23 protein-coding genes and 1 pseudogene are annotated in these 24,937 nt (G+C 65.4%); 3 read left to right on the top strand and 21 right to left on the bottom strand.

The window, feature by feature from the left end; translation table 11 throughout:
• Positions 1 to 123: 123 nt before the first annotated feature.
• From tolB to AC4PRM_RS08305, 16 genes and pseudogenes are all read right to left on the bottom strand, one after another.
• A complete protein-coding gene (tolB, locus tag AC4PRM_RS08380; protein ID WP_487922460.1) occupies positions 124 to 1,488 on the bottom strand; it encodes a Tol-Pal system beta propeller repeat protein TolB in 1,365 nt (454 codons plus the stop codon).
• 93 nt (positions 1,489 to 1,581) lie between these two features.
• Positions 1,582 to 2,025: a TA system VapC family ribonuclease toxin gene (locus AC4PRM_RS08375; RefSeq protein WP_492039506.1), complete on the bottom strand. Its 444-nt coding sequence runs from the start codon at positions 2,023 to 2,025 to the stop codon at positions 1,582 to 1,584.
• Entirely contained in the window at positions 2,022 to 2,249 is a 228-nt protein-coding gene (locus AC4PRM_RS08370) for a CopG family transcriptional regulator (RefSeq protein ID WP_487922462.1), read from the bottom strand. The genes AC4PRM_RS08375 and AC4PRM_RS08370 overlap by 4 nt, the downstream gene beginning before the upstream one ends.
• Positions 2,250 to 2,280: 31 nt before the next feature.
• The gene (locus AC4PRM_RS08365) at positions 2,281 to 3,048 is read right to left on the bottom strand and encodes a TonB C-terminal domain-containing protein (RefSeq protein ID WP_487922463.1); all 768 of its coding nucleotides are present in this window, start codon (positions 3,046 to 3,048) and stop codon (positions 2,281 to 2,283) included.
• Positions 3,049 to 3,054: 6 nt separating this feature from the next.
• The gene (locus tag AC4PRM_RS08360) at positions 3,055 to 3,516 is read right to left on the bottom strand and encodes an ExbD/TolR family protein (RefSeq protein ID WP_487922464.1); all 462 of its coding nucleotides are present in this window, start codon (positions 3,514 to 3,516) and stop codon (positions 3,055 to 3,057) included.
• A gap of 3 nt (positions 3,517 to 3,519) precedes the next feature.
• Positions 3,520 to 4,272: a protein TolQ gene (tolQ, locus tag AC4PRM_RS08355; protein ID WP_492039505.1), complete on the bottom strand. Its 753-nt coding sequence runs from the start codon at positions 4,270 to 4,272 to the stop codon at positions 3,520 to 3,522.
• Between the two features lie 147 nt (positions 4,273 to 4,419).
• Positions 4,420 to 4,869 (bottom strand): hypothetical protein, encoded by a 450-nt coding sequence (locus tag AC4PRM_RS08350; protein ID WP_487922466.1) that lies wholly within the window; start codon positions 4,867 to 4,869, stop codon positions 4,420 to 4,422.
• Between the two features lies 1 nt (position 4,870).
• The gene (ybgC, locus tag AC4PRM_RS08345; RefSeq protein ID WP_373258275.1) at positions 4,871 to 5,353 is read right to left on the bottom strand and encodes a tol-pal system-associated acyl-CoA thioesterase; all 483 of its coding nucleotides are present in this window, start codon (positions 5,351 to 5,353) and stop codon (positions 4,871 to 4,873) included.
• Positions 5,350 to 5,745 (bottom strand): hypothetical protein, encoded by a 396-nt coding sequence (locus AC4PRM_RS08340; protein WP_492039504.1) that lies wholly within the window; start codon positions 5,743 to 5,745, stop codon positions 5,350 to 5,352. Before AC4PRM_RS08340 ends, ybgC begins: the two co-directional genes overlap by 4 nt.
• Positions 5,746 to 5,782: 37 nt before the next feature.
• Positions 5,783 to 6,817: a Holliday junction branch migration DNA helicase RuvB gene (gene ruvB, locus AC4PRM_RS08335; protein WP_487922468.1), complete on the bottom strand. Its 1,035-nt coding sequence runs from the start codon at positions 6,815 to 6,817 to the stop codon at positions 5,783 to 5,785.
• Positions 6,814 to 7,431 (bottom strand): Holliday junction branch migration protein RuvA, encoded by a 618-nt coding sequence (gene ruvA / locus AC4PRM_RS08330; RefSeq protein ID WP_492039503.1) that lies wholly within the window; start codon positions 7,429 to 7,431, stop codon positions 6,814 to 6,816. The genes ruvB and ruvA overlap by 4 nt, the downstream gene beginning before the upstream one ends.
• Positions 7,432 to 7,595: 164 nt before the next feature.
• A pseudogene (gene ruvC / locus AC4PRM_RS08325) lies at positions 7,596 to 8,096 on the bottom strand (crossover junction endodeoxyribonuclease RuvC); the annotation flags it as partial.
• Between the two features lie 53 nt (positions 8,097 to 8,149).
• Entirely contained in the window at positions 8,150 to 8,848 is a 699-nt protein-coding gene (locus tag AC4PRM_RS08320) for an MgtC/SapB family protein (RefSeq protein WP_492039502.1), read from the bottom strand.
• 67 nt (positions 8,849 to 8,915) lie between these two features.
• Complete coding sequence (locus tag AC4PRM_RS08315; RefSeq protein WP_492039501.1) at positions 8,916 to 9,641, bottom strand: hypothetical protein; 726 nt, start codon at positions 9,639 to 9,641, stop codon at positions 8,916 to 8,918.
• Positions 9,642 to 9,790: 149 nt separating this feature from the next.
• On the bottom strand, positions 9,791 to 10,309 hold the full coding sequence (locus AC4PRM_RS08310; RefSeq protein ID WP_492039500.1) for a hemerythrin domain-containing protein: 519 nt from the start codon (positions 10,307 to 10,309) through the stop codon (positions 9,791 to 9,793).
• Between the two features lie 77 nt (positions 10,310 to 10,386).
• A complete protein-coding gene (locus AC4PRM_RS08305) occupies positions 10,387 to 11,160 on the bottom strand; it encodes a YebC/PmpR family DNA-binding transcriptional regulator (RefSeq protein ID WP_373258267.1) in 774 nt (257 codons plus the stop codon).
• A gap of 231 nt (positions 11,161 to 11,391) precedes the next feature.
• Between AC4PRM_RS08305 and AC4PRM_RS08300 the strand changes: the two genes are divergently transcribed.
• Positions 11,392 to 11,598, top strand: a complete 207-nt coding sequence (locus AC4PRM_RS08300; protein WP_373258266.1) for a hypothetical protein — start codon at positions 11,392 to 11,394, stop codon at positions 11,596 to 11,598.
• A gap of 10 nt (positions 11,599 to 11,608) precedes the next feature.
• Here AC4PRM_RS08300 and AC4PRM_RS08295 read toward each other — a convergent pair whose 3' ends face one another.
• A complete protein-coding gene (locus AC4PRM_RS08295; protein ID WP_492039499.1) occupies positions 11,609 to 12,046 on the bottom strand; it encodes an acyl-CoA thioesterase in 438 nt (145 codons plus the stop codon).
• Between the two features lie 156 nt (positions 12,047 to 12,202).
• On the opposite strand from AC4PRM_RS08295, the gene AC4PRM_RS08290 reads away from it, so the two are divergent.
• The gene (locus AC4PRM_RS08290; RefSeq protein WP_492039498.1) at positions 12,203 to 13,375 is read left to right on the top strand and encodes a zinc-dependent alcohol dehydrogenase family protein; all 1,173 of its coding nucleotides are present in this window, start codon (positions 12,203 to 12,205) and stop codon (positions 13,373 to 13,375) included.
• A 60-nt stretch (positions 13,376 to 13,435) separates the two neighbouring features.
• Here the strand turns inward: AC4PRM_RS08290 and AC4PRM_RS08285 are convergent, their stop codons facing one another.
• The 4 genes from AC4PRM_RS08285 to AC4PRM_RS08270 form a co-directional block, all read right to left on the bottom strand.
• Positions 13,436 to 13,813 (bottom strand): hypothetical protein, encoded by a 378-nt coding sequence (locus tag AC4PRM_RS08285; RefSeq protein WP_492039543.1) that lies wholly within the window; start codon positions 13,811 to 13,813, stop codon positions 13,436 to 13,438.
• Between the two features lie 272 nt (positions 13,814 to 14,085).
• Positions 14,086 to 17,385 (bottom strand): carbamoyl-phosphate synthase large subunit, encoded by a 3,300-nt coding sequence (gene carB / locus AC4PRM_RS08280; RefSeq protein ID WP_492039497.1) that lies wholly within the window; start codon positions 17,383 to 17,385, stop codon positions 14,086 to 14,088.
• 16 nt (positions 17,386 to 17,401) lie between these two features.
• Positions 17,402 to 17,716 carry a hypothetical protein gene (locus AC4PRM_RS08275; protein WP_492039496.1) on the bottom strand — a complete coding sequence of 105 codons (315 nt, stop codon included), beginning with the start codon at positions 17,714 to 17,716 and terminating at the stop codon, positions 17,402 to 17,404.
• Positions 17,717 to 17,924: 208 nt separating this feature from the next.
• Positions 17,925 to 21,299 (bottom strand): TonB-dependent receptor domain-containing protein, encoded by a 3,375-nt coding sequence (locus AC4PRM_RS08270; protein WP_487922476.1) that lies wholly within the window; start codon positions 21,297 to 21,299, stop codon positions 17,925 to 17,927.
• Between the two features lie 548 nt (positions 21,300 to 21,847).
• Between AC4PRM_RS08270 and AC4PRM_RS08265 the strand changes: the two genes are divergently transcribed.
• The gene (locus tag AC4PRM_RS08265) at positions 21,848 to 24,865 is read left to right on the top strand and encodes a TonB-dependent receptor plug domain-containing protein (RefSeq protein WP_492039495.1); all 3,018 of its coding nucleotides are present in this window, start codon (positions 21,848 to 21,850) and stop codon (positions 24,863 to 24,865) included.
• The last annotated feature ends 72 nt before the right edge of the window (positions 24,866 to 24,937 follow it).

Raw genomic sequence — 24,937 nt, 5'->3', positions numbered from 1 at the left:
TAGATCTTCGGGGCCGGGGCCTAGCTTGGCTGTATGAACCGAATAGGGCCGGTTCGTGTCATGGGGAACCGGGGTAACGCGGGTTTGAACGATAAGGCTCCCGTGTTGCCCCGATTTGGTCTGTCAGGCCGGGCAGGCGTCTGCCGCCCGTCCGCCCAGATTGGTGGGTTGTTCGTCCAGCAGGGGCGACCAGGCCGGGCTGCTGCCGCGACCGGTATAGCCGGATTGAGAGATCACCCGGCCCGACAGGTCCACGGTCCACAGACGGGTGTCGCCGCCCGGGCTCTGGCGCGCGAACATGATGTAGCGGCCGTTGGGAGCCCAGGAGGGGCCTTCCTCGAAATAGCTGGACGAGAGGATGCGCTCGCCCGAACCGTCGGCGTTCATGACGCCGGTCGAGAAGCGGCCGCCGCCCTGTTTGGTGAAGGCGATCAGGTCGCCGCGCGGGCTCCAGTTCGGTGCGGTGTACAGGCCGCCGCCGCGCGCGATGGCCCGCTGGCCCGAGCCGTCGGACCGCATCACATAGATGCGTGCGCTGCCAGACCTGTCCGAGGTGAAGGCAATCTGGCTGCCGTCGGGATTGAAGGTCGGCGAGGTGTCGATGCCCGGATCGCTGGTCAGGCGACGCACCTGACGGCTGGACAGGTCCATGACATAGATGTCGGTGTTGCCGCCCCGGATGATCGAGAACGCCATCTTCGACCCGTCGTTGGAAAAGCGCGGAGCCAGCACCTGACCGTCGAACTCGCCCAGGCTTTCGCGACGGCCGGTGGTCAGGTTGAGCAGATAGATGCGGCTGTAATCCTTGCCGAGCGCCACATAGGTGACCTCGTTGGGATCATGCAGCGAGAAGCGCGGCGACATGATGATCTCGGCACCATCTGTCAGATACTGCGGATTGAACCCGTCCTGGTCCGAAATGGTCAGGCGCGACAGGCGGTTCAGCTGGGTGCCGCTCTCTGAGACGAACAGCACGCGGCTGTCGAACAGGCCGGTCTCGCCGGTCATGCGCTGATAGATCAGGTCGGCGATCTTGTGCCCGATCCGGCGCCACTGCTCGGGCGTGGCGGTGAACTGGTAGGAGACCAGCTGGCACTGGCGATAGGGGTCGTACAGGCGGAAGCCGAAGTCGTTGCGGCCATCGGGACGTGGCGTCACCGCGCCATACAGCACGGCCTGTGCTCCGATGGAGGTCCACTGCGGAAAGTTCGGCGCATTGGCCAGGGTCAGTCCGGTCTCGACGAAGCTGTTCGGATCCAGAGGCTGGAAATAGCCGGTGCGGCGCAGGTCGTCGCGGATCACACCGCCGACGTCGGAGCCATTCGGGCCGTTGAAGTTGACGACAGCGATCTGAAGCGGGCGCAGGACGCCTTGGTCCACGACGATGTCTTCTTGCTGAGGCGGGGTTTGCGGGGACTGCGCCACAGCTGCCGAACCGATGACCAAGGCTGCCGCAGCCGTACCGAAGATCAGGTGTTTCAGGATCATGTCGTAGCTCCGGGTCTGATGGCCGGCGTGAACCGGCAAGTCTTGTGGAAGCACCTTGGGGTGCATTGAGGCGACATTCGGTCAATCACCAAGTCAGGCCCCCAGTTGCACGAGCGCCTGTGCCCCATTTCTGACGGCGCGCGGCGAAAGTCTGCGATCGAAGGTTGCCAGTTTCGCGTTCTTGCTGACAGCGAGAGCCAGCAGATAGGTGTCGGTGACCTGCTGGCTGGACGTGATGGCGGAGGCATCCACCAGATCGGAATCGAGCAGGCTGAGATCGTCGGCCCAGAAGACGTGACCCCGAACCGTCACCATATGCGACAGCGAGGCGACCACTTCGGCGGGGGTGAAACGTGGAGCGCCCCCTGCAGACCGGTAGGTTGATCCGCTTAGAATGCGCAAGGCTCCGTTCTGGGTGATCGGGCACGTGGCCCAGTCGGGCTGCGTCGTCTGGAACCAGGTCTGGGCACTGTCATGCGCGACATGGCCGGGGTCGAGAATGGCCAGCAGGACGTTGACGTCGAGCAGATAGGTCACTCTTCCTCGTCTCTGAGCTTGTTGATCATTTCCAGCGTTACGGGCGGACCGTCGCGGTAGGGCAGAAGCCGAAAGCCATTTCGATGCGTGGGCCGGGCCTCGGCCTCTTTCAGGCCGCGCCGCATCAGGTCCGACACCACGCTGCCCAAGGGCCGGTTCTCGTGCTCGGCTCGTGCGCGCGCATGGTCCAGAACGTCATCATCAATGGAGAGGGTCGTGCGCATGGACTGATGATAACGCATCGCGCATCACGCATCAACAAAGGCTGGCCGTCTGGAAGGAGAAGGGCAGTTGCTGCTGCTCATAGCCGTCGGGCATGCGGAAGGGGGCGGTGGCGCGGATGGCGCGCTCGACCCCATCGGCTATGGCACGGTTGGGGTGGGTGGCGCGGACCGGTCCTACGATGCGCCCGTTCTCGTCGAGAGTGACCAGCACGCGGATGGTTGCGTCGCGCCCACCCGGGAGAGAGCAGGGCAGGTCCCAGTTGTTGTAGATCTGAGCCGCCAGAGCTTGCAGCGAGGCGCGGCCGACCGCTTGCGGTGCGGTGCCTCGGCCTTGCTGACCGGTGCGGGGCCGATTGCCCGGCGCGGTGGCTGTGCGGGGTGGGCCGGACAGGGCGTCCAGATCGAGCGCGGGCTGGTTGCGGGGCGGGGTCGCCGGGCGCTGGGCCGGAGGACGCGGCGTCGGCTGGGCGCGCGGCGGTGTGGGCTGTGGACGTGGCGTGGGCGCGGGTCTGGTCGGCGTGGGCGTCGGACGCGGGGCGGGCGGCGTAGGTTCGACCGGCAGGGGCTCCGGCGGCACTTCGACCGGGGCGGTGGTGGCGTCCTCGGTGACCACTTCCTCGCTGGGATTGTCGGCAGGACCGGCCTCGATCACCACGTCCGAGACGATCGACACCGGCACGGCTGTGACGGTCGGCAAAGGCGCCTTCACCCAGCCCAGGCTGCTGGCCAGGACGGCGATGCCGATCACGCCCGCATGCAGCAGGACCGAGGCGATCAGGGCGGGCGCGGGCCGTTGCATGACGCCCTAGTTCCCCTCGCCCGAGGCGGCGGTGTCGGTGATCAGGTTCAGCTTGGTAAAGCCTTCGGACGACAGGCGGGCCATGACGCGGGCCACGGCCTGATAGGGGGCGCGGCCGTCGGCACGGACGAAGACGGGGCGTTCGCGGGCACCCTCGCCGCCTTCCTGGGCCACGCGCAGCACCAGATCGTCCCAGCTGACGCCGCCCTCACCGACGAAGATTTCGCCGTCCTCCTTGATCGAGACGGTCACGGGCTCATCGCTGGCATCGACGGCCCCGGCCTCGGTCTTGGGCAGTTCCAGCGGCACGCCGACGGTCAGCAGCGGGGCCGAGACCATGAAGATGATCAGCAGCACCAGCATGACGTCCACCAAGGGGGTGACGTTGATCTCGCTCAGCGGCTGTTTGCGGGCACGGCGTCGACCGCGTCCGCGACCTCCGCCCCCTGCTGCTCCACCCATGGCCATGGCTCAATACTCCCGGCGGGCGGTGTCATCGTAGGGACGGCTGGCTGGCGCGCTGGGGGCCGGGCCGCTCAGGCGGCGCGCGACGGCGGCCTGCAGATCGTCGGCAAAGCTCTCCAGACGGCCGGTGAACTTGCCCGCATCGATCGAGAACTTGTTGTAGGCGATATAGGCCGGGATGGCGGCGGCCAAACCCAGGGCCGTGGCGAACAGGGCCTCGGAAATCGCCGGGGCCACGGTGGCCAGATTGGTGTTGCCCGAGGCGGCGATGGCCCCGAACGCATTCATGATGCCCCAGACCGTGCCGAACAGGCCGACGAACGGCGAGGACGTCGCCACGACCGACAGGACGCCAAGTCCGTTTTCGACACGCTGGCTCTCCCGCGCGATGAGGCTGTCCACGGCGCGGTCGATGCGTGAGACCAGCAGATTGCCCTGATGCTCGTTCAGCGGACCGCGCGTCCGTGTCTCACGCCAGTCGGCCAGGGCGATGACCAGCATGCGGGGCAGGGGGTGCTCGGGATTGGTGCCCGCCTGGGCCGCGATATCCTCCAGCGACCGGCCCGATCCGACCTCAGCCTCGAAGGCCCTGGCGCGGCTGTTCAGCCCGCTGAACTTGATCGCCTTGTCGATGATGACCGCCCAGGACCACAGCGAGGCCACGACCAGACCGATCATGACGGCCTTCACGACCAGATCGGCCGCCATGAACATCTCGATCGGGTTCAGCATGGACGTGGCGTGGGCGGCGATGGTCATTCAGGCGTCCTCGGTCGCGATTCGTGCATGGGCTCCATCCCTGTGCACCGGATGGAGGTGGCGGTTGTGTGGCGGTGTGGCGCGGGTCTAGCCGGGTGTTGCCCCCGCGTCACTCAGACGGTCTCTGACGGTTGCGTGAGCGGCCGATCATTCGGAGCGCGCGGCGGACGGGGCGTTGGGCTGCACCGCCACCGACACGGGCGCACCCACGCTGATGATCACGCCCTCATGGCCTTCCTTGGCGATAGAATAGGTGGCGGCGTCGCGCAGCAACTGGTCCTCGCAGGCCACGTCGTTTGCGCGGCCCAGATCCTGACAGCCGCGCTTGGCCGCGTCGGCCCAGCCGCGCACCCGGCGGGTCGCCGCCTCCGCCCGCTTGATCGCCGCCTCGTCCTCGGCGGCGGCCTGGGCGATCAGGGCCTGGCGGGCCCCCTGCTGATACTGAAGCTCGGCCTGCCCGGCCATCTTGCGCTCCCAGACCTTGTAATAAGGACAGCCGACCAGGCCGCCGCCGAACAGCAGCACGACCAGCAGGCCGATGGTGATCAGTATGGTCCAGCCCTGGCGCTCGGTCATGGTGGGGGTCGTCTGGGCCAAGTCAGGTCTCCGGTTCGGTCAGGGCGTGAGGGGTGGCCAGCCAGGGGCCGACCTTGTCTTTCAGGGCTTGCGTCGGACGACGCGGGCGACCGTCCATATGGATGCAGACGACCTCGACCTCGGCCCTGCACAGCACCTCGTCGCCGCGCGTGACGGTCTGGTTGATCAGCAGGCGGGGGCCCTTCACAGCATCGTAGTGGGTCCGCACGATCAGGGCGTCGTCGATGCGAGCGGGCTTATGGAACGTCAGACCCATCTTGGACACGACGAAGGCCAGGGGCCGGTCGCCGTCCAGCAGTTCGGCGTGGCCGATGCCCATCATCCGCAGGGCGTCGGACCGGCCCCGCTCGAAATACCGCACATAGTTGGCGTGATAGACCAGGCCGGTGAAGTCGGTGTCCTCGTAATAGACGCGGACGGGCAGGCGATGCTCGCGGCCCTCGAAGCGCCCGGCGGTAGGAATGTCGGCGAGGGCGTCGATCATGGCGTCGGCCTGGGAGCGGGACGGCGTTCCATGAAGCCGGGGCAGTCGGCGCGCACCATGGCCGCGAACTCCTTGGGCAGCGGGTCGTTGTCCAGAAGGATGCGCTGGGGCCGGGAGACAAAGGCCACCACCTCGGGCTCGCCGCGCCGTCCGGCATAGCCGCACAGGGCCAGACCGGCCCCCTGTTCGGTGTAACGCAGCTCTGCCGTGCGCCCCAGATGCTCGCGCAGCTGGCTCAGGGCCCTCGCCTGACGATCCGGCTCCTGAGGGGTCAGGGCGCCGTTCTGCACGAACAGCCAGGCCGCCAGTCCGCCCAGCACGACGACCGCGACGCCCAGCACCACGATCAGTCGATCCGTTCTGATGACCCGACGCACCATGCGGCCAAGCATGCCGGGGTTCGGCCTGAAGGTGAAGCCGTCTCTTGGCCTACTTGCCACCAAACAGATCGGGCGCCTTCGGTGGTGCCGGCGGTTCGGTCAGGCCCAGATGGGCATAGGCCTTGGCGCAGGCCATGCGGCCGCGAGGGGTGCGCTGTATAAAGCCCTGCTGCAGCAGGTAGGGCTCGATCACATCCTCCACGGCGTCGCGGGCTTCTGCGATGGCGGCGGCCAGGGTGTCCATGCCGACGGGGCCACCGCCATAGTTCTCGATCAGGGCCTTGAGGAAGCGGCGGTCGTTGGCGTCCAGTCCGACCTCGTCGATCTCCAGACGTGACAGGGCGCGGGCGGCGACCAGTTTCGAGATGACCGCCGCCCCCTCGGCCGTGGCGAAGTCGCGGACGCGGCGCAGCAGCCGTCCGGCCACGCGCGGGGTGCCGCGGGCACGCGATGCAATCTCGCGCGCGCCTTCCTCGTCGATGGGGGCTCCCATCTTGCGGGCCGCGCCGGTGATGACCCGGACCAGCTCGTCGGGCGTGTAGAACTCCAGCCGCAGGGGGATGCCGAAGCGGTCGCGCAGGGGCGTGGCCAGCAAACCAGCCCGCGTCGTCGCCCCCACCAGGGTGAAGGGGGCCAGGTCGATCCGCACCGACCGCGCCGACGGGCCTTCGCCGATGATCAGGTCCAGCACATGGTCCTCCATGGCGGGATAGAGGATTTCCTCCACCGTCGGGGCCAGGCGGTGGATCTCGTCGATGAACAGGACGTCGCGCGGTTCCAGATTGGTCAGGATCGCCGCCAGATCTCCCGCCTTGGCCAGGATGGGGCCAGAGGTGGCGCGAAATCCGACGCCCAGTTCACGCGCCACAATCTGGGCCAGGGTGGTCTTGCCCAGGCCCGGAGGCCCGAACAGCAGGACGTGGTCCAGGGCCTCGGAACGCCCGCGCGCGGCGTCGATGAAGACCTTCAAATTGCCCTTGGCCTGCTCCTGACCGACGAACTCGGACAGGGTCTGGGGCCGCAAGGCGCGGTCATAGGCCTCGCCGGGGGCGGACTCGGGGGAGATGATGCGGTCGTCGGTCACCGGCCCAGCTCCTGCAAGGCCGCGCGGATGACGGCGGACAGTTCGGTCTCCTCACCCAGCCGGATCAGGGCCTGATCGACGGCGCGGCGGGCATTGATCTCGGCGACGCCCAGACCCAGCAGCGCGGACACCGCCTCGCCGGTCACGCTGGGCACGGGAACCACTGCCTCGGCATGCATACCCGGCGCGCTCGGTGTGAAGCTGACCTCGCCCAGCGGCTTGCCCTTCAGTTCGGTGACGATGCGCAGGGCCAGTTTGGGGCCGACGCCATTGGCACGGGCCACCGCCGCCTTGTCTTCTCTCGCGACGGCCCCGGCCAGCTCTCCGGGCGGCAGGACGTCCAGCACCGACAGGGCCGCCTTGGGCCCCACGCCCTGGATGCCGGTCAGGGTGGTGAAGGCGCGGCGTTCGTCGCGGGTCAGGAAGCCGTACAGGCGCGGGCCGCTCTCGGCGTTCCAGACGTGTTCGATGTGCAAAATCGCCTCGTCGCCGGGAGCGGGCAGGCGCTGCAGGGTGCGCGCTCCGCACGCCACGACATAGCCGACGCCGGCGCAGTCGATCAGGCAGTGATCCTGCTCCACCTCGGCGAGCATGCCCCGGATGCGCCCGATCATGACGCAATCCTCCCCCGACGGGGGAGGGGGACCGCGAAGCGGTGGAGGGGGTTGGCCCCAAGCGCCGCAGTTTGCCGTGTGCCCCCTCCACCATGCTTCGCATGGTCCGCTCCTTGCCGTGGCTCCGCCCCGCCGGCGTCGACCCCCGATGGGGGAGGAATGAGCAAGGCCCGCTTGCGCAACTGGGCATGGGTGATGGCGACGGCCAGGGCGTCGGCGGCGTCGGCCTTCACATCACCGGCGGCAGGCAGCAGGCGCTTGATCATGAAGGCGATCTGGCTCTTGTCGGCATGACCCGCCCCGACCACGGCCTTCTTGATCAGATTGGGCGAATATTCCGCGACCGACAGGCCGCAGCGGGCAGGGGCCAGCATGACCGCGGCGCGAGCGTGCCCCAGTTTCAGCGTGGAGGACGGGTTCACGTTGACGAACACCTCCTCGATCGCCGCTTCATCGCAGGCATGGGCGACGCAGATTTCGGACACGGCTTCCAGGAGGAATAGCAGCCGCTCGCTGAACGGCGCGGTCTCGGGCGGGGCGACCACCCCGTGCGCAACCCAGCGCAGCCGCGACCCCTCGGCCACCACCACGCCCCAGCCGGTGCGGCGCAGGCCGGGGTCCAGGCCCAGGATTCGCGTTCCATTCTGAATCAGCGCGTTCGTCATTCGTTCCGTTCATGCCGCAAAGACGGTTAGCGAACAATGACTGCGGCTCAGTTCTAGTCGTCGCGGGGATCCAGATCGTAGCCAGTAACCCCGTCGATGGCTCTCAGCCGCTCGGCGAAGGCATGGATGGCTTCTGGTGTCGCCTTGGTCAGGCGAAAGCCCCAGCGCACGGTCTGGCCATCGTCCAGAAGTTCGTGGTGGTCCGAGCGGGCCACGCGGTTGAGATTTCCCAAGGCCTGATTGACCGCCGCCTCGACCTGCGGCGTCTCTCTTCTCCAGGCGACGTGGGCATCGACCACTGCCGTCTGTGGCAGCCGTCCGCTGACAAGTCTGAGGCCAATCAGGATAATCGCCGTCAGCAAAGTCCCTACCGTACCCAGGCCGTACAGCCCCGCCCCGAACAGCAGGCCGATCGCCGCCGTCACCCACAGGGATGCCGCTGTGGTCAGGCCGTGGATCGAAAAGCCGCTGCGAAAGATCACGCCCGCGCACAGGAAGCCGATGCCGGTCAGGACGCCGTGCGCCATCCGGGTCGGATCGCTGACGATATCCGTTCCAGGCAGGGGGGCGAACCGCCACATCCCCTGCATGACCGCCGCCTCCATCAGCAGGGCCGAGCCCAGGCAGACCAGGATGTGGGTGCGAAAGCCCGCCGCCCGGCCTCGCCATTCCCGCTCGAACCCGATCAGCCCTCCCGCCACGACGGCAGCAAGCAGGGGCAGGGTGAAGGCGGGCAGGTCGGTCCAGTCCATTTGAAGCGAACGGAAGGGGTGATTGCGAGGTTCCGTGCGCGGAACAAAAGCGATGATCGCGCTCCGATCAGTTGGCCGGTGTCGCCGGGTCCGCTGGCGGCACCGCCGTCGCCGGAGGTATTTCGGGAATGATGGACGGCAGTATCGATTCTGACGCCAACGGCTCATTGTTCGGCAGGAAGGGTGTGTTTCGTGAAGACGGCAGTTCGACGGACGGCGCGGCCGGACGCGGCACCTCGCGCCGTTCAATCTCGAATGACACCGTCAGGCTGATCGTGGTGGATACGGCCTGGCCATCGACGCGGCTGGGCACCACCCGGGCCTGAGCCAGCTGCGGGGCCAGAAGGGCTGACAGGCCCGAACCCGCCGGGGTGTCGACACCTCGGCATTGGCTCAGCCGCCCATCGGGGCCCGCAACACAGGTCAGCCGCGACGACACACGCTCGAAGTCGCCGCGAAGCTGATCCGGGCGTACGCTGTAACGGGGCGGGACGACCCACTCGAGCGGCATCCAGCGCGAGGAACGGTCAGGGCCCGGCGTCGCACGGGAGGGCTGGCCGATCTGTTCGCGACCGACGTCGGGAACGGAGACATCGACGGTCTGGCCCGGCACGGGTGCTGTCAGCTGCCGCTCGCGCTCTGCGGCAGCCAGATCGGCCGCGATCCGGCGTTCCTGCGCCGCACGAACCTGTTCGGCCCTGTAGGGCGCGGCCTCGCGATAAGCCACTGACAGATAGACGGCACTGACAGTAGCGACGAGGAGCAGAGCCAGGCCGCTGGCTGCGGCTGTCACGACGGTTCGGCGGTCGGGGATTGCAGGGCTGCTAGCGTTCAGCGGCTGATAGTCGTGGTGTGTCAACGCTGGCCCCCGGCACATTGCCCTGATGGCCTATCCTGACCGACCTTCGGCCATAGGCAAGAGGGACAGGCTTTCAAACAGGCTCAGCCATGCTTGTCGACGTAGGCGTCCGGGTCCTTGTTCACCGGCTTGACCCCGGTGATGTGCTCGGCCTCGAAGGCGGCGAACTTGACGGCCAGGTCATGCCGCATTTCCAGATCGGCATTCAGGCGGAAGTCGGTCAGACCCTGACGTTCTTCCTCGCCCATATGCTTGGAATTGACGACATTGGCCGCACCCACCGCCTCGAACCAGCCGGGCGAGCCGACCTCGTGGCCCTCGACGGCCTTGACCGCGTCGCGCAGTTTGTTGTGGTCCTCGATGGCGTCCTCGGTCTCGCCCGCGACCGTGCCGTCCTCGGCGTCATTGGCCCCTTCGCCGATCTTCATCAGCTGCGGATAGAAGAACCGCTCTTCGGCCTCGGCATGCACATCCAGAAACGCCGACAGCCGCCCCCACACGGCCGTGAGGGCATCGGTATCCTTCGGATCGATCTGCTCGATGATGCCGAACAGCCGCCGCTGCTCCGCGTGGTCGTCGAGGATCAGTTGGGTGATATCCATAAGGTCAGCTCCGGCAAGGCTTGAAGCCGGTTAATCGCCGCCGCCCTCACCGGTTCCGCGCTAACGACTCGCAAGCCTCAGCCCGCGTATTTCGCCAGGTCCTCGTCGGAGATGTCCTCGTTCGAGAAGACGTTCTGCACGTCGTCCTCGGCGTCCAGGGCGTCGAGCAGCTTCATCAGGGTGGCGACGGCTTCGCCGGTGACCTGAACCTCGGACTGCGGCTTCCAGACGATGGCGGTGGACTTGGGGTCACCCAGGATCTTGGACATGGCTTCGGCCACGTCATTCAGGTCCTCGAAGGCGGTCCAGATGGTGTGGCCGGGCGCGTCCTCGTAGATGTCGGGCTTCACCAGGTCGCTCTCGACGTCCTGGGCCCCGGCCTCGATGGCGGCCTCCATGACGGCGTCCTCGGACCCGGCCTCGGCGGCATAGGTAATCTTGCCGACCTTGTCCCACATGAAGGCGACGGAGTTCATCTCGCCCAGGGCTCCGCCATTCTTCTTGAAGGCGGTGCCGATGTTGGAGGCGGCGCGGTTGCGGTTGTCGGTCAGGGCCTCGACGATGATGCCGACGCCACCGGGGCCACGACCTTCGTAGCGAATTTCCTCCATCGTATCGACGTCGCCGCCCGAGGCCTTGTTGATCGCGCGCTGGATCACGTCCTTGGGCAGGCTCTCGGCCTTGGCGTTGTTGACGGCCAGGCGCAGGCGCGGGTTCAGGGCCGGATCGGGCATGCCCGACTTGGCCGCCACGGTGATGTCGCGCGACAGTTTCGAGAACAGCTTGGAGCGTACCGAATCGGCGCGGCCCTTGCGGTGCATGATGTTCTTGAACTTGGAATGGCCGGCCATGAAGAGTCTCTTTTTAGGGGCGCTAACGCTCGCCTCGCGGAGGCTCGCTGCTTGAGCGCGGGTAGTCTGTCTGTTTGCGGCAGTGTCGCGCCGATCACGACGCGGTGCCCGGTTGCGCGCATCTAGCGGATGATGCGAAGCCTGTCACGATACAGGAACCGTAACGGTTTGATGGTATTATCCACGTACAAGGCGGTTGAGACCGCATCAGCAGGGGCCAAGGGAAACGACATGACCGCCGAAGACGTCATCTACAATTCCAAGCTCTATGCCGACGACGATTTCAACGAGCACGGGCCCGACATCGTCGAATGGTACGAAGCCCGTCCCGTGACCGTCCCCGCCGCCGTGGCGGCCGGGTCGATCCTGGGGGCCTTTGCGCTGGGGGCCCTGACGGCCGTGGGTATCCTGTTCCTGACGGGCCAGTTGGACGACTGAGGCCGCGGCCTCAGATCTTCATTCCTTCCAGAAAGCCCCGCATCTTTGCGTCGACCGACACGGGCCGCTTGGTCTCGCGGTCAACATAGACGTGAACGAAATAGCCGACGGCCGCAGCGTCTTCCTCATTATTCCGGAACAGGCCGATTTCGTAGCGGACCGAGCTGTCGCCCAGATGGGCCACGCGAACTCCGGCCTGGATTTCGTCCGGGAAGGCTGTCGGCGAAAAGTACCGGCAACCGGTTTCGGCCACCAGACCGATGGTCTTGCCGCCGTGAATGTCCAGCAGGCCGTTGACGACCAGCAGACGGTTCACCGCCGTGTCGAACCACGAATAATAGACGACATTGTTGACGTGGCCGTAGATGTCATTGTCCATCCAGCGGGTGGATATGGCCTGGAACCGCTGATAGTCGCCGCGTTTCGTCCGTTCGATGGTACCCGTCACGCTTCGCTCCATTTTGGTGCGCTAACGCTCGGCTCGCGGAGCCTCGCTGCTTGAGCGCGGTTTGTTTGATGGGAATGTTCCCCAGCGTGTCTGCGCACGCCTGAATTGAACGCTCGGGCTTGGCGGACGCGGCGTCAAGCGCCTAGCGTTCACGACATGATGACCCGCGCCGCCATTCTTCGCACCGTCGGGGCGACCCGCCCCTACGCCGACAGCCGTCCGCTGAGCATCGAGACGGTGATCCTGGACCCGCCGGGCCGGGACGAGGTGCTGGTCGCCATCAAGGCCGCGGGCCTGTGCCATTCGGACCTCAGCGTGATCAACGGCGACCGGCCTCGCCCCCTGCCCATGGCCCTGGGGCACGAGGCGGCGGGGGTGGTCGAGGCCCTGGGCGACGGCGTGACCGACCTGGCCATCGGCGATCATGTGGTCATGGTCTTCATGCCCTCCTGCGGCCACTGTAACCCTTGCGCCGAGGGCCGCCCGGCCCTGTGCGAACCGGGGGCGGCCGCGAACGGCAAGGGCGAGCTGCTGGGTGGCGGACGGCGGCTGCACATCCATGGACACTCCGCCATGGATACGATGGATCGGGCGGATATCCCGGCCGAGAGTATCCATCATCACCTGGGTTGCTCCGCCTTCGCCGAGCATGCGGTGGTGTCACGCCGGTCGCTGGTGAAGATCGACCCGGCCCTGCCGTTTGAGCAGGCGGCCCTGTTCGGCTGTGCGGTGCTGACCGGTGTCGGGGCGGTGGTGAATACGGCGGGGGTGAGGGCCGGGCAGTCAGCGGTGGTCGTCGGCCTGGGCGGCGTGGGCCTGGCCAGCGTTCTGGGGGCTCTGGCCAGCGGTGCGTCGCCGGTCGTGGCGGTCGATCTGTCGGAGGACAAGCTTGCCCTGGCCCGCAGTCTGGGCGCGGTGCAGACGGTGAATGCCGCCGATGCGGATGCGGTGGAGCAGGTTCGGGCCCTGACCCATGGCGGGGCGGACTATGTGTTCGAGATGGCCGGGTCGGTGCGGGCGCTGGACAGCGCCTGGCGAATGACGCGGCGGGGTGGCACGACCGTGACCGCCGGCCTGCCGCCGCCCGATGCGGCCCTGGCGGTCAATGTGGTGTCGCTGGTGGCCGAGGAGCGGACGCTGAAGGGCAGCTATATCGGCACCTGTGTGCCTGCCCGCGACATCCCCCGCTTTGTCGCCCTGTTCCGCGAGGGACGGTTGCCGGTCGACCGGCTGATGACGGGCCGCGTCGCGCTGGACGACATCAACGCCGCCTTCGACCGGCTGGCGGACGGGCAGGCCGTGCGCACGGTGGTCACCTTTGGCGCATAGAGAAAGGGGCGCGACCCTTTCGGATCGCGCCCCTCGAACGCCTGTGGAATGGCTCAGGGTTTAGTAGCGGCGGTTGTCGCGGTCGCGGCGTTCGGCGCGGACCTGCGCCGACAGACGGTCGTAGCGACGGTCCAGATCGGCCCGCTCGCGGATGGTCAGGCCACCGCGCAGATAGGTGCGCTCCAGATTGACCAGGGCATTCAGCTCGCTGCGCAGGCGAATGGCCTCGCGGCGGCTCAGCGAGCGGTTGCGCTCGCCCTGATCGATACGGCGGTCCAGATTGTATTTGCGCTGGGCGATCTGCTGCCAGCCGCCGTGGTGCTGAACCTGCACATAACCATGACCGCGTGCCGGGCCGTAGCCATAGGATTGCGCCGCTGCGGGGACCGCGACGGAAGCGGCCACAAGAGCCAGTGCGGGAATGAGAGCCTTCTTCATCATCGGTCTTCTCCTTGATGTTTGCGCCGTCCGGGGTGGCGGCGTTGATCGGAGAAAACCATTCCGGGGCTGAGCGCGATCTGAACGCGCCGGGTCAGGTTTCATTCATGCAGATGAAATCGGGGACAGGGCGCGCGAATAGCCATTGTCCGCCTGTACCACCGGTGTCGGGTGGACGGTTCGGCTATCCGACGCTGCGCACGTCAGTCACGCACCGCCAAGGGCGACGAGACAAGACAGGGTGAGGCCGACCGGCAGACTGGTGCCGTATGTCAGCCGTAATCCTGGATCGGCCGCACATCCAGGTCACCCGCCTTGATCGCACCGATGGCCTGGGCGGCGGCCTGGGCCCCTGCGGTCGTCGTATAGTAGGGGATCTTCATCATCAGGGCGGTGCGGCGAAGGCTGAAGCTGTCTTGCAGCGACTGCTTGCCCGAGGTGGTGTTGAAGACCAGCTGGACCTCGCCGTTCTTCATCGCATCCACGATGTGGGGTCGGCCTTCCAGCACCTTCTTCACATGGGTCACGGCCAGGCCCTGTTCGACCAGATAGCTGTGGGTGCCGCCGGTCGCCATCAGGGTGAAGCCTTCGGCCAACAGGGTCCTGGCGGCGTCAACGATGAAGGGCTTGTCCTCGTCCTTGACCGAGATGAAGGCGCAGCCGGAGACGGGCAGGGTGGTGCCGCCCCCGATCTGGCTCTTTGCAAAGGCACGGGCGAATGCGGGGGCCATGTCAGCCTCGCTGTCGCGCTTCCAGTCCAGACCCATGACCTCGCCGGTCGAACGCATTTCCGGGCCCAGGATGGTGTCGACCCCGGCGAAGCGGGCGAACGGGAAGACCGCCTCCTTGACCGCGATATGGTCGTACGGCTTGTCCGCCAGGCCGAAGGATTTCAGGGGCACCCCGGCCATGACCTTGGCCGCTATGGCGGCGATGGGCTGGCCGATGGTCTTGGCCACGAAGGGGGCGGTGCGGGACGCGCGCGGATTGACCTCCAGCACGAAGATGCGCGGATTGTCGCTGTGCGGCTCCTCGATGGCGAACTGCACATTCATCAGGCCGCGCACTTTCAGCGCCCTGGCCATGGCCTCGGTCTGACGCTTCAGCTCGGTCACGATCTCTGCCGACAGCGACCAGGGCGGCATGGAACAGGCGCTGTCGCCCGAGTGCACCCCGGCCTCTTCGATATGTTCCAGCACACCGGCCACGAACACCGTCTCGTCGTCGCACAGGGCGTCGACATCGACCTCGGTGGCGCGGTTCAGATAATGGTCGATCAGGACGGGGTCGTCGCCCGAGACCCGCATGGCCTCGCCGACATAGCGGTCCAGCTGTTCGCGGTCGTGGACGATCATCATGCCGCGTCCGCCAAGCACATAGGACGGGCGCAGGACGACGGGATAGCCGACCTCTTCCGCCTTCTGGGCGGCTTCCTCGGCGCTGCGGGCCAGACCGTTGGGCGGCTGGATCAGGCCGATGTCGTTCAGCATTTTCTGGAAGCGCTCGCGGTCCTCGGCCAGGTCGATGGAGTCCACCGACGTGCCCAGGATCGGCACGCCATCCTCCTGCAACGCATGCGCCAGCTTCAGCGGCGTCTGACCGCCGAACTGGACGACCACGCCGATCAGGTCGCCCTTGGACCGCTCGACGTCGATCAGTTCCAGCACGTCCTCGGCCGTCAGGGGCTCGAAATACAGGCGGTCGGAGGTGTCGTAGTCGGTCGAGACCGTCTCGGGGTTGCAGTTGACCATGATGCTTTCGACGCCGATGTCGGCGAAGGCAAAGGCCGCGTGGCAGCAGCAGTAGTCGAACTCGATCCCTTGCCCGATGCGGTTCGGTCCCCCGCCCAGGATGATGGCCTTCCTGGCCTCGGTCGGCGCGGATTCGCAGGCTGGAACCTGGCCCAGCGCCCCGGTCTCATAGGTCGAATACATGTAGGCGGTGGCGCTGGCGAACTCGGCGGCGCAGGTGTCGATGCGCTTGAAGACGGGGCGCACGTTCAGGGCGCGGCGGGCCTTGCGCACGGCGGCTTCGCTCAGGCCCGTCAACTGGGCCAGACGGGCGTCGGAGAAACCCTTGGACTTCAGCTTGCGGAATTCGGTGGCCTCGACGGGCAAGCCCGTGACGCGGACATGGCCCTCGGTTCGCACGATGTCGGCGATCTGGCGTAAGAACCACGGTTCATAGGAACAGGCGGCGTTGACCTCCTCGACTGTCAGGCCGTGGCGAAACGCCTGGGCGATGACCAGGATACGGTCCGGCGTCGGCTGGCCCAGGGCGCGCACGACGGCGGCCCGGATAGAGCCCTCGTCGCCCGATCCGTCGGTGCCCTCAATCTCGATTTCGTCGAAACCGTTCAGCCCGGTTTCCAGGCCGCGCAGCGCCTTCTGCATGCTCTCCTGGAAGGTCCGGCCGATGGCCATGACCTCACCCACCGACTTCATCGAGGTCGACAGGGTCGCCTCAGCGCCGGGATACTTCTCGAAGGCGAAGCGGGGGATCTTGGTCACGACATAGTCGATGCTCGGCTCGAACGAGGCCGGCGTGACCTGGGTGATGTCGTTGGTCAGTTCGTCCAGCGTGTAGCCCACCGCCAGACGCGCGGCGACCTTGGCGATCGGGAAGCCGGTGGCCTTGGAGGCCAGGGCCGAGGACCGGGACACCCGCGGGTTCATCTCGATCACCACCATCCGGCCGTCCGCCGGGTTGATCGCCCACTGGACGTTCGATCCGCCGGTCTCGACCCCGATCTCGCGCAGGACGTTGATCGAGCCGGTCCGCATCCGCTGGTATTCTTTATCCGTCAGCGTCAGGGCGGGGGCGACGGTGATGCTGTCGCCGGTGTGGACCCCCATCGGATCGATGTTTTCGATGGAGCAGATGATGATGCAGTTGTCCGCCGTGTCGCGGACGACCTCCATCTCGTATTCCTTCCAGCCCAGCACCGATTCCTCGATCAGCACCTCGGTCGTCGGCGACAGGTCCAGCCCGCGCAGGACGATCTCCTCGAACTCCTCGCGGTTATAGGCGATGCCGCCGCCGGTCCCGGCCAGGGTGAACGACGGGCGTACGATGGCGGGCAGGCCGACGAACTCCAGCCCCTCCAGCGCCTCTTCCATCGAATGGGCCGCCTTGGACTTGGGCGATTCCAGACCCAGCTTGTCCATGGCGTCGCGGAATTTCTGGCGGTCCTCGGCCTTGTCGATGACCTCGGCCTTGGCCCCGATCATCTCGACGCCGTATTTCTTCAGCGCGCCGGATGCTTCCAGCGCCAGGGCCGTGTTCAGCGCCGTCTGGCCGCCCATGGTCGGCAGCAGGGCATCGGGACGCTCTTTGGCGATGATCTGCTCGACGAACTCCGGCGTGATCGGCTCGATATAGGTGGCGTCGGCCACCTCCGGGTCGGTCATGATGGTGGCGGGATTGGAGTTGACCAGGATCACCCGGTACCCCTCGGCCTTCAGCGCTTTGCACGCCTGAACACCGGAATAGTCGAACTCGCAGGCCTGACCGATCACGATCGGACCGGCACCGATAATCAGGATGGATTTGATGTCTGTGCGTTTGGGCATCTTCGGCCTCGTCTGATCAGTTCGTCACGACCGCGCACTCCCAGCCGTCATAGTCCAGCTGAAAGGCCGCGGCCCAGGATTGCATCATGGATGAAACGGGCGTGAACGAGGCTTCGTCCACCGCCATGGTGGTCTCCAGAACGGTCATCTCGTCCTGGCCGCGCGTGATGAAGCCGGCGCGCCGCGCGACCTCGTTCAGATCGTCGTGGTCACCCTCGCCATAGAAGTAGAACAGGGTGTGCCGGGGCGTGACGCCACTGTCGCCATGCTCCGCCAGAGACGCCCGGATCATGGCGTCGCGCTCTTCGTGCGGGACATCGGATGCGGTCACGTCGGCAGCGGTCCTTTCGCGCACGAAAATCCGGCGCGGGCGATACGCCGGCGCGGTTCCGTTCGGGTTGTCGGTTAAGCGGTCCGTCTAAAGAGGGCAGGGGGCGGGGGCAAGAACCAATGCGCCTGACGCCGCCATTTGCTGTGCACGCACGAAAAAGGGGCGGCCCTTTCGAGCCGCCCCTGATCCGTCTTGGCCGGTTCCGAAATCAGAACGGGCGGTAGTTCAGGCCGATGAAGAAGCGACGGCCGTAGGGGTCGAAGTTCGAATACAGCGTCGTGCCGAGATAGTCGGCCTGTTCAGCATCGAACGCATTCACCACGCCGGCGCGAACCGTCAGGTCCTCGCGAGCATTCCAGCGCACCGTGAAATCGTGGCGCGTGAAGTTTTCGGTGTCCAGTTCGCTGACCAGACGGGCATCGGCATTGTTCACGAAGTCGCGGACGTTGACGATGTCCTGGGCCGTTTGCCAGTCGGCGGTCCAGTTGACGCTCCAGATCTCGTTCGGTGCCCACGTCAGCGACGAGGTCAGACGCACGCGGGGGTAGAACAGACCACTGGCCAGTTCGGTGAAGTCGCTCGGATCGCCTTCGTTCAGGAACTCCTTCTGATCGATCAGCCACGAACCCGCGAGACGATAGTCGAACTGGCCGAAGTCGCGGCCGGTCATTTCAAGCGTGTCGACACGGTAGTTGGCCGTGAAGTCCAGGCCACGGGTCTGCAGCTTGGCATAGTTGAACGACCGCTCGATGAAGCCACCCACGGAATCACCAGCCGGCGCACCCACGCCGAACGGAATGTCCGGATTGTTGCGGAAGATGGTTTCGCAGGCATCCGCATTCAGCGTCGCGCCGTTGACGCAGTTGGCCGCGGCGGTTGCGGCGCTGACGGCCGAGATGACCTGTTCGATCTCGATTTCATAGTAGTCGAGGACCAGCGAGAAGTTCGGGATGAAGCGTGGACGCAGCACCGTCGAGAAGGTGAAGCTGTTGGACTCCTCCGGCCGTAGGTTCGGGTTGCCCCCCAGCGAGCCGGCGATGCCCGAGGTGTAGTTCGGGTTGAAGTCGTCCAGGTTGGTTGCGGTCGCCCCGGCGAAGTCGAACGTCAGACCCTGTTCGGCGGCCAGCGCCGTACAGTTGTTGATCCGGTTCTGGCGGGTTTCGGCATCCTGAACATCGGCGATGGCCAGGGTGGCGCAAGGGTCGGCAAAGGCGTTGGCGAACGTCTGTCCCAGAGGCGAGAAGTTTTCGCCCAGGTCCGGCACGCGCACCGATGTGTTGTAGCTGGTCTTGAAGGCGATGTCCTGGATCGGACGGTAGACCAGGTTGACCCCATAGACATCCACGTCGCCTACGGTCGAATAGTCGGCGTAGCGGTAGGAGCCGCTCAGCTCGGCATATTCACCCAGGAAGCTGTCGCGGAACAGTGGGACCGAAAGCTCGGCGAAGTACTCGTTGGAATCGTATTCGACCTCCGGGAAATCGGCACCGGTGTTGAGGAACAGCAGGCGTCCGTCCGTGTCACGATCGCGGCCGGTGGCCGAGGTCGCCTCGCGGCGATATTCGGCCCCCAGAGCGACGCCCAGAGGTCCGGCTCCCCAGAAGTCCCACAGATTGCCGGAGATCGAAGCGATCGCCTGCTCCTGCTCGTTGCGCTCGGTGACGCCGATTGTGGCGTCGACATAGTCGAGCGCCGCCTGGCTCTGGTTGCCCTTGCCGAAGACGTTCAGCGGGGCGCACTCGTCAATACTGCGACGGCCGTACTCGCTGTCGCGCAGGTCACCGCCACGTTGCGGATCACCCAAGGCTCCGTCGGGCGCACCCTGCGCGGCCAGAAGCTGGACGCGGCAGACGATCTCGCCCGGTGTGCCGTTGACGACACCGGCCGTGTCGAGCACGGCATCGGCGGCCAGGGCAAAGCGCTGGCCATCGACGCCCCGCTCACGGTTTTCGACCTCGACCTGGCCGTAGGTGTAGCCGATGTCCCAGTTGAAATCCCTGACGAAGGCCAGCTGATCGCGCGAGCCACGCAGGCCCACGACGTAGCGTTGCAGTTCGCGGGTGTTGTCCTGGGTGCGGTCTGGTCCGAACAGGCTGTGGCGAGCGATCTGCAGACCTTGCGATCCCAGCAGTACGCTGTCGGCGTCGTCGGTCGGCGGTGCATAGCGGTCGATCTGGTTTCCGGCGATGGCATCCTTCACCAGTTGCGGCAGGAAGGCGTTGTCGGACCAGCGCAGGTCGAAGTTGTTCACCGCATAGATCGGGTTGGCCGTTCCGGCACCGTAAGAATCGACCAGGTCGACGTTGAAGAAGGTCGGCTGACCCACGTCGAACGTATCTTCGGTGACGTATTTGGCCTCGGCGTAGAGCTCGATGTCCGGCGTGACATCGAAGGTGGCACCGGCCTGGAAGCGGGCCGATTCCGAACGCGGCACGCGCGATCCGGTCGAGAAGTCGGCGATATTCTCGCCGTCGCCGCCAATGTTGTAGGGACGGAACAAGCCGGTGTTACCGATGCGCTGACCAAAGTTGGCCAGGCGGGCGGTCGAACCGTCGTAGTAGAAGGTCTTGCCTGGGTTCGGCGCAAAGCAGTTGTTGCTGTAGGTGAAGAACTCACCACCTGCCCCGTCCGGAGCGAAGCAGTCTTCGTACGGCACGTCAGGATCGCTGAGGCGCGAACCGGGCTGCGAGTTGGCCAGCGTGGTGGCACCCCAGCGCGGAATATCCATGCGGCGGACGTTCTTGAACAGCTGGAAGTCCTGGTTGCCGTCGAACGGTGCCGTCGTCGGATCGGCATCAATGCCGGCACGGAACGGTGCATCGTTGATCCAGTCGATGTTGTTGGAGGTGACTTCGTCGACCTCTTCATACTCGCCGTGGGCATAGACATTGAGGCGACCGTCGAGCAGATTCACGCCTGCCAGGGCCGAGATACGGCGATTGGCTTGGCCGTCCTGGTTGATCATGCCGTAGTTGGCGTCGATCTCCAGGCCCTCGAAATCCTTGCGCAGGATGAAGTTCAGCACGCCGGATACGGCGTCGGCGCCGTAGACCGAGGCGGCACCGCCGGTGACGATCTCGATATTCTCGATAAGCAGACGCGGAATGGTATCGATGTCGACGGCCAGCGAGCCGCCGCTGGAGCCCACGTGGCGGCGTCCGTCAACCAGTGTGAGGGTGCGGTTCGAGCCGAGGCTGCGAAGGTTCGGCAGCGACAGACCGCCGTCACCCAGGTTCGAACCCGTCGTGTCCGACGGAACGACAGAGTTTGAAAGGGCAGGGATGGTCGCAAGGTAGTCGATTACCGTCGCCTGGCCAGTCGACAGCAGGGCTTCGCGCTGAACCTGAATCAATGGTGTCGGTGCGTTGGTGGCATCGCGGCGAATGCGCGACCCGGTCACGACGACCTCGCCAAGTTCGGTGGCCTGGTCCTGAGCAACGGGTGCCTGATTCAGGGGCTCTTGGCCCGTCACCGTACCGGCTGGCTGATCGGCGGGCACCGTCTGTGCCAGCGCGGGGGCGGAAATGGCGATTGAGCCTGCCAACATCGTGGTTGCAAGCAATGTCTTGCGAATATCGATCATAGATTAAAAACCCAAGCTATCTGAATAACGCAGTTATGTCGAAGGGACGACAAGGCTGTGCAAAAGGTCTGGGTCCAAGAGATTGGTCAAGCCTTGCCGTAGCATTTCTTGCAACATTACAATGTTATTCAAACATTATGTGTCGTTATTGAAACTGTATGCTGCCACATTCTAGAATCTTGGAGTAGGGCGCGTCGAACAACTGAACTAGAACACAAAGTACTGTTCTGAGTATTGTTGAACTGATCGCTTGGCATATTGGCTGCGCGACACGACGTTGCGGTGTGTTGCCAAGCACGACCAAGTGCCTGTTTGGTGCGCCTGGAGCTTCGAGCAGAGAAGGCCGACTGACAGATTTAGGTCAAAGGAGGCGGCGGGAGCCCGCATCAGGCGTGGTGCCCATGTGCTACAGTGCCTGTACTAAAATGCCTCTCCCGACCCGCTCGAGCTTGCGTGTCGAAAAAGCGACCGTAATGTGACCCCTTAGCTAGGGTTGGGGCGGCGTTCGGATTCGCGCTTCGGCAACCGATACAAAAGGATATTTATCTGTGCGTTATTCTCGATTGCTGACGACGACCGTTCTTTCGAGCCTGGGTGTGTTCGTTGCGACCGCCGCATTGGCTCAGACCCCTCCGCAAACCGCTCCGCAACCCGCGCCGGATGCGGAAGAGCAAGAGTCACAGGCTACGGAACTGGGCGACGTCGTCGTTACGGGGTCGCGCATTCCCCAGAACGAATTTACCAGCCCCTCGCCTGTTCAGGTGCTGACGGCTGATCGTGCCGAACAGCGCGGCCTCAGCGACACGGTCCAGTTGCTGCAGAGCTCGACGCTCGCCTCTGGTTCGCCTCAGGTGAACTCGACCATCTCCAGCGCCTTTGTGACGGACGGTGGCCCCGGTGCCGCGACGATCTCGCTGCGCGGCCTGGGTGCGAACCGCACGCTCGTGCTGCTGAACGGTCGCCGTGCCGGCCCAGCCGGTACGCGCGGTGGCGTCTCGGCATTCGACCTGAACGTCATTCCTCAGTCGGCTATCAACCGCATCGATCTGCTGAAGGACGGCGCGTCGTCGATCTATGGCTCGGACGCCGTGGCCGGCGTGGTCAACCTGATCACCGAGCGCGCCCGCGATGGCGGGGAGATGACCGCCTTCGCTTCGGCTCCCTTCGATCAGGGCGGCGAGCAGTACAACATCTCCGGAACTTTCGGTAAGCAGTTCGACCGGGGCTACGTGAACCTGTCGGCCGACTACTATCGTCAGGAAAAGCTGGCTGCCGGCGAACGCGACTATCTGATCTGCCGCAACCAGTACATCACCGCGCCGGGCACCAACACGCGCGTTGACCGCGTCGACCCGCGCACGGGACAGCCGCAGTGCACCGACCTGACCTGGGGCAATATCTACGTCTACGGTGCCGACTTCTCGGGCCGCGCCGGTCGCTTCCAGTTTGATTACGACGGTGATCTGGGTCGTTACATTCCCACGCGCCCGACGAACCCCGCCACTTCGGCCCTCTATCCGACCGCACCTGACGGCTTCTACATCGTGAACTACGATGCGGCCTCGCGTTCGGTGGTCAACAACCTGTCCGATTTCGCCCGGGAAGAATCGATCATCCCCGAGACCGAGCGTTACACGGTGTTCGGTGAAGGCGCATATGAACTGGGCGGCGGTGTCGAAGCCTATGCCGAACTGCTGCTGAACCGCCGCGAAAGCCGCACGGACAGCTATCGCCAGTTCTGGAACTACGTCTACACCTCGACCTTCGGCGATCCGCTGAACGACTTCGTCGGCCCCAACATCCTGAGCCCGACCGCGATCACCGATCACTTCGATGCGTCTCAGAAGGTGGACTACACCCGTGCGGTCGTAGGCCTGCGCGGCAACTTCAGCATCGGCGGCCTGAACAATTGGTCGTGGGATGTCTTCGGCCAGTACAGCCGCTCGGATGCGGAATACACGAACGACGTCATCCTCCAGGATGCCGTCGATTCGACCAGCTTCAAGACGGAGCTTTGCGCGGGTCAAAACCTGCCCGGTACCAACCGTCCATGCGTGGATGTTGACTTTACCCGCCCTGGCTTCCTCGCCGGCGATCTGACCGATGCCGAGCGGGCCTTCCTGTTCGATACAGAGACCGGCACGACTGTCTACGAGCAGACCTACGTCGAAGGTTCGCTGGCCGGTAACCTGTTCGAGCTGCCTGCGGGTCCGCTGGGGGCTGCCTTCGGTTTCCACCTGCGCAAGGATGAGATCGTCGACACTCCGGGTGATGTCACCCTGGCCAACAACAGCTGGGGCCTGAGCGGCGCTGGCGTGACCCAGGGCTCCGACACGACCAACGAAGCCTACGTCGAGCTGGCCATCCCGCTGCTGGCCGATATGCCCTACGTCCAGGGCCTGGATCTGTCGCTGTCGGGTCGTTACACCGACACCGATACCTCTGGCGACGCCACGACCTACAAGGTCGGCCTGAACTGGAAGATCAGCGATACGATCCGCGTTCGCGCCACGCACGGCACGTCGTTCCGCGCACCGGCCCTGTTCGAACTGTATCTGGCGGACCAGACCAGCTTTGTCGGTCAACGCAACATCGACCCCTGCCTCAACCTCGACCAACGCGTGGCCGATGGTGTTCTGGCCACGACCGACCCGCTTTACGTCAACTGCACCAGCGCAGCGGGCCCGGGCGGCGGCGTAGCCAGCGACTTCACCGGCGGCGTGGCATCAGCCGAGGTCGTGACCGGCGGTGGACTGGGCGTTCTGGAGCCTGAAACCTCCAAGGCAACGGTCATCGGCCTGGTCCTGACTCCGCCGGACAGCAACCTGAGCGTCGCGATCGACTACTTCGAGATCAAGATCGAGGATCAGGTCGATGTTCTGGGGGCCGGTGGCATCCTGCAGGCCTGCTATCTGTCGGAGAACTTCCCGAGCGATCCGATCTGTAACCAGTTCGACCGCGACCCGACGCTTGACGGTGCGATCAGCCAGGTCCGCGACAGCTATCTGAACATCGCCGAGCAGAACAACCGTGGCTTCGACTTCACGGCACGCTGGTTCCACGACTTCGATTGGGGTACCCTGTCGCTGGACACGCAGACGACCTGGACGCTGGAAACCAACCAGTCGACCTTCGCCGACTTCAGCACCGACTTCCTGGGTGACATCGGCAGTCCCAAGCTGGTCGGCAACTTCAACGCCAGCATCAATCGTGGACCTTGGACCGCATTCTGGGGCTTCGACTGGATCGGGCCGCAGGACAACCGTCCTGACCGCATTCGCAACGGTCAGTCGGCCTTCCAGGTCATCGAAGGTCGCCAGGGTCTGATCAAGGCCGATGCCGAGTTCACCGGTTTCCACAGTGTTTCGCTGTCCTACAGGTCCGAAGGTTCGGGTCTGACCGGCGGCTGGACCCTGTCCGGCGGCGTGGCCAACCTGTTCGACGAACTGCCGCCGGCGGCTTCGTCTGTCGCAGTCGGCACGACCGGCAACTCGATCCTGTCTTCGCAGTATCAGGAAGCCTATTACGGTCGCCGTGCCTTCCTGCGGGTGAGCAAGTCCTTCTAAGGGCAGTTCATCAGGTCTAACCGAGAGGGCGGTGGCGAAATCCACCGCCCTTTTTCGTTCTCGTGTCACGCT

Source organism: Brevundimonas sp. DW-iso22 (genome assembly GCF_058725425.1).
Note: the sequence above shows the minus strand (reverse complement) of the source record. Positions and strands in the feature narration are given on the sequence as shown.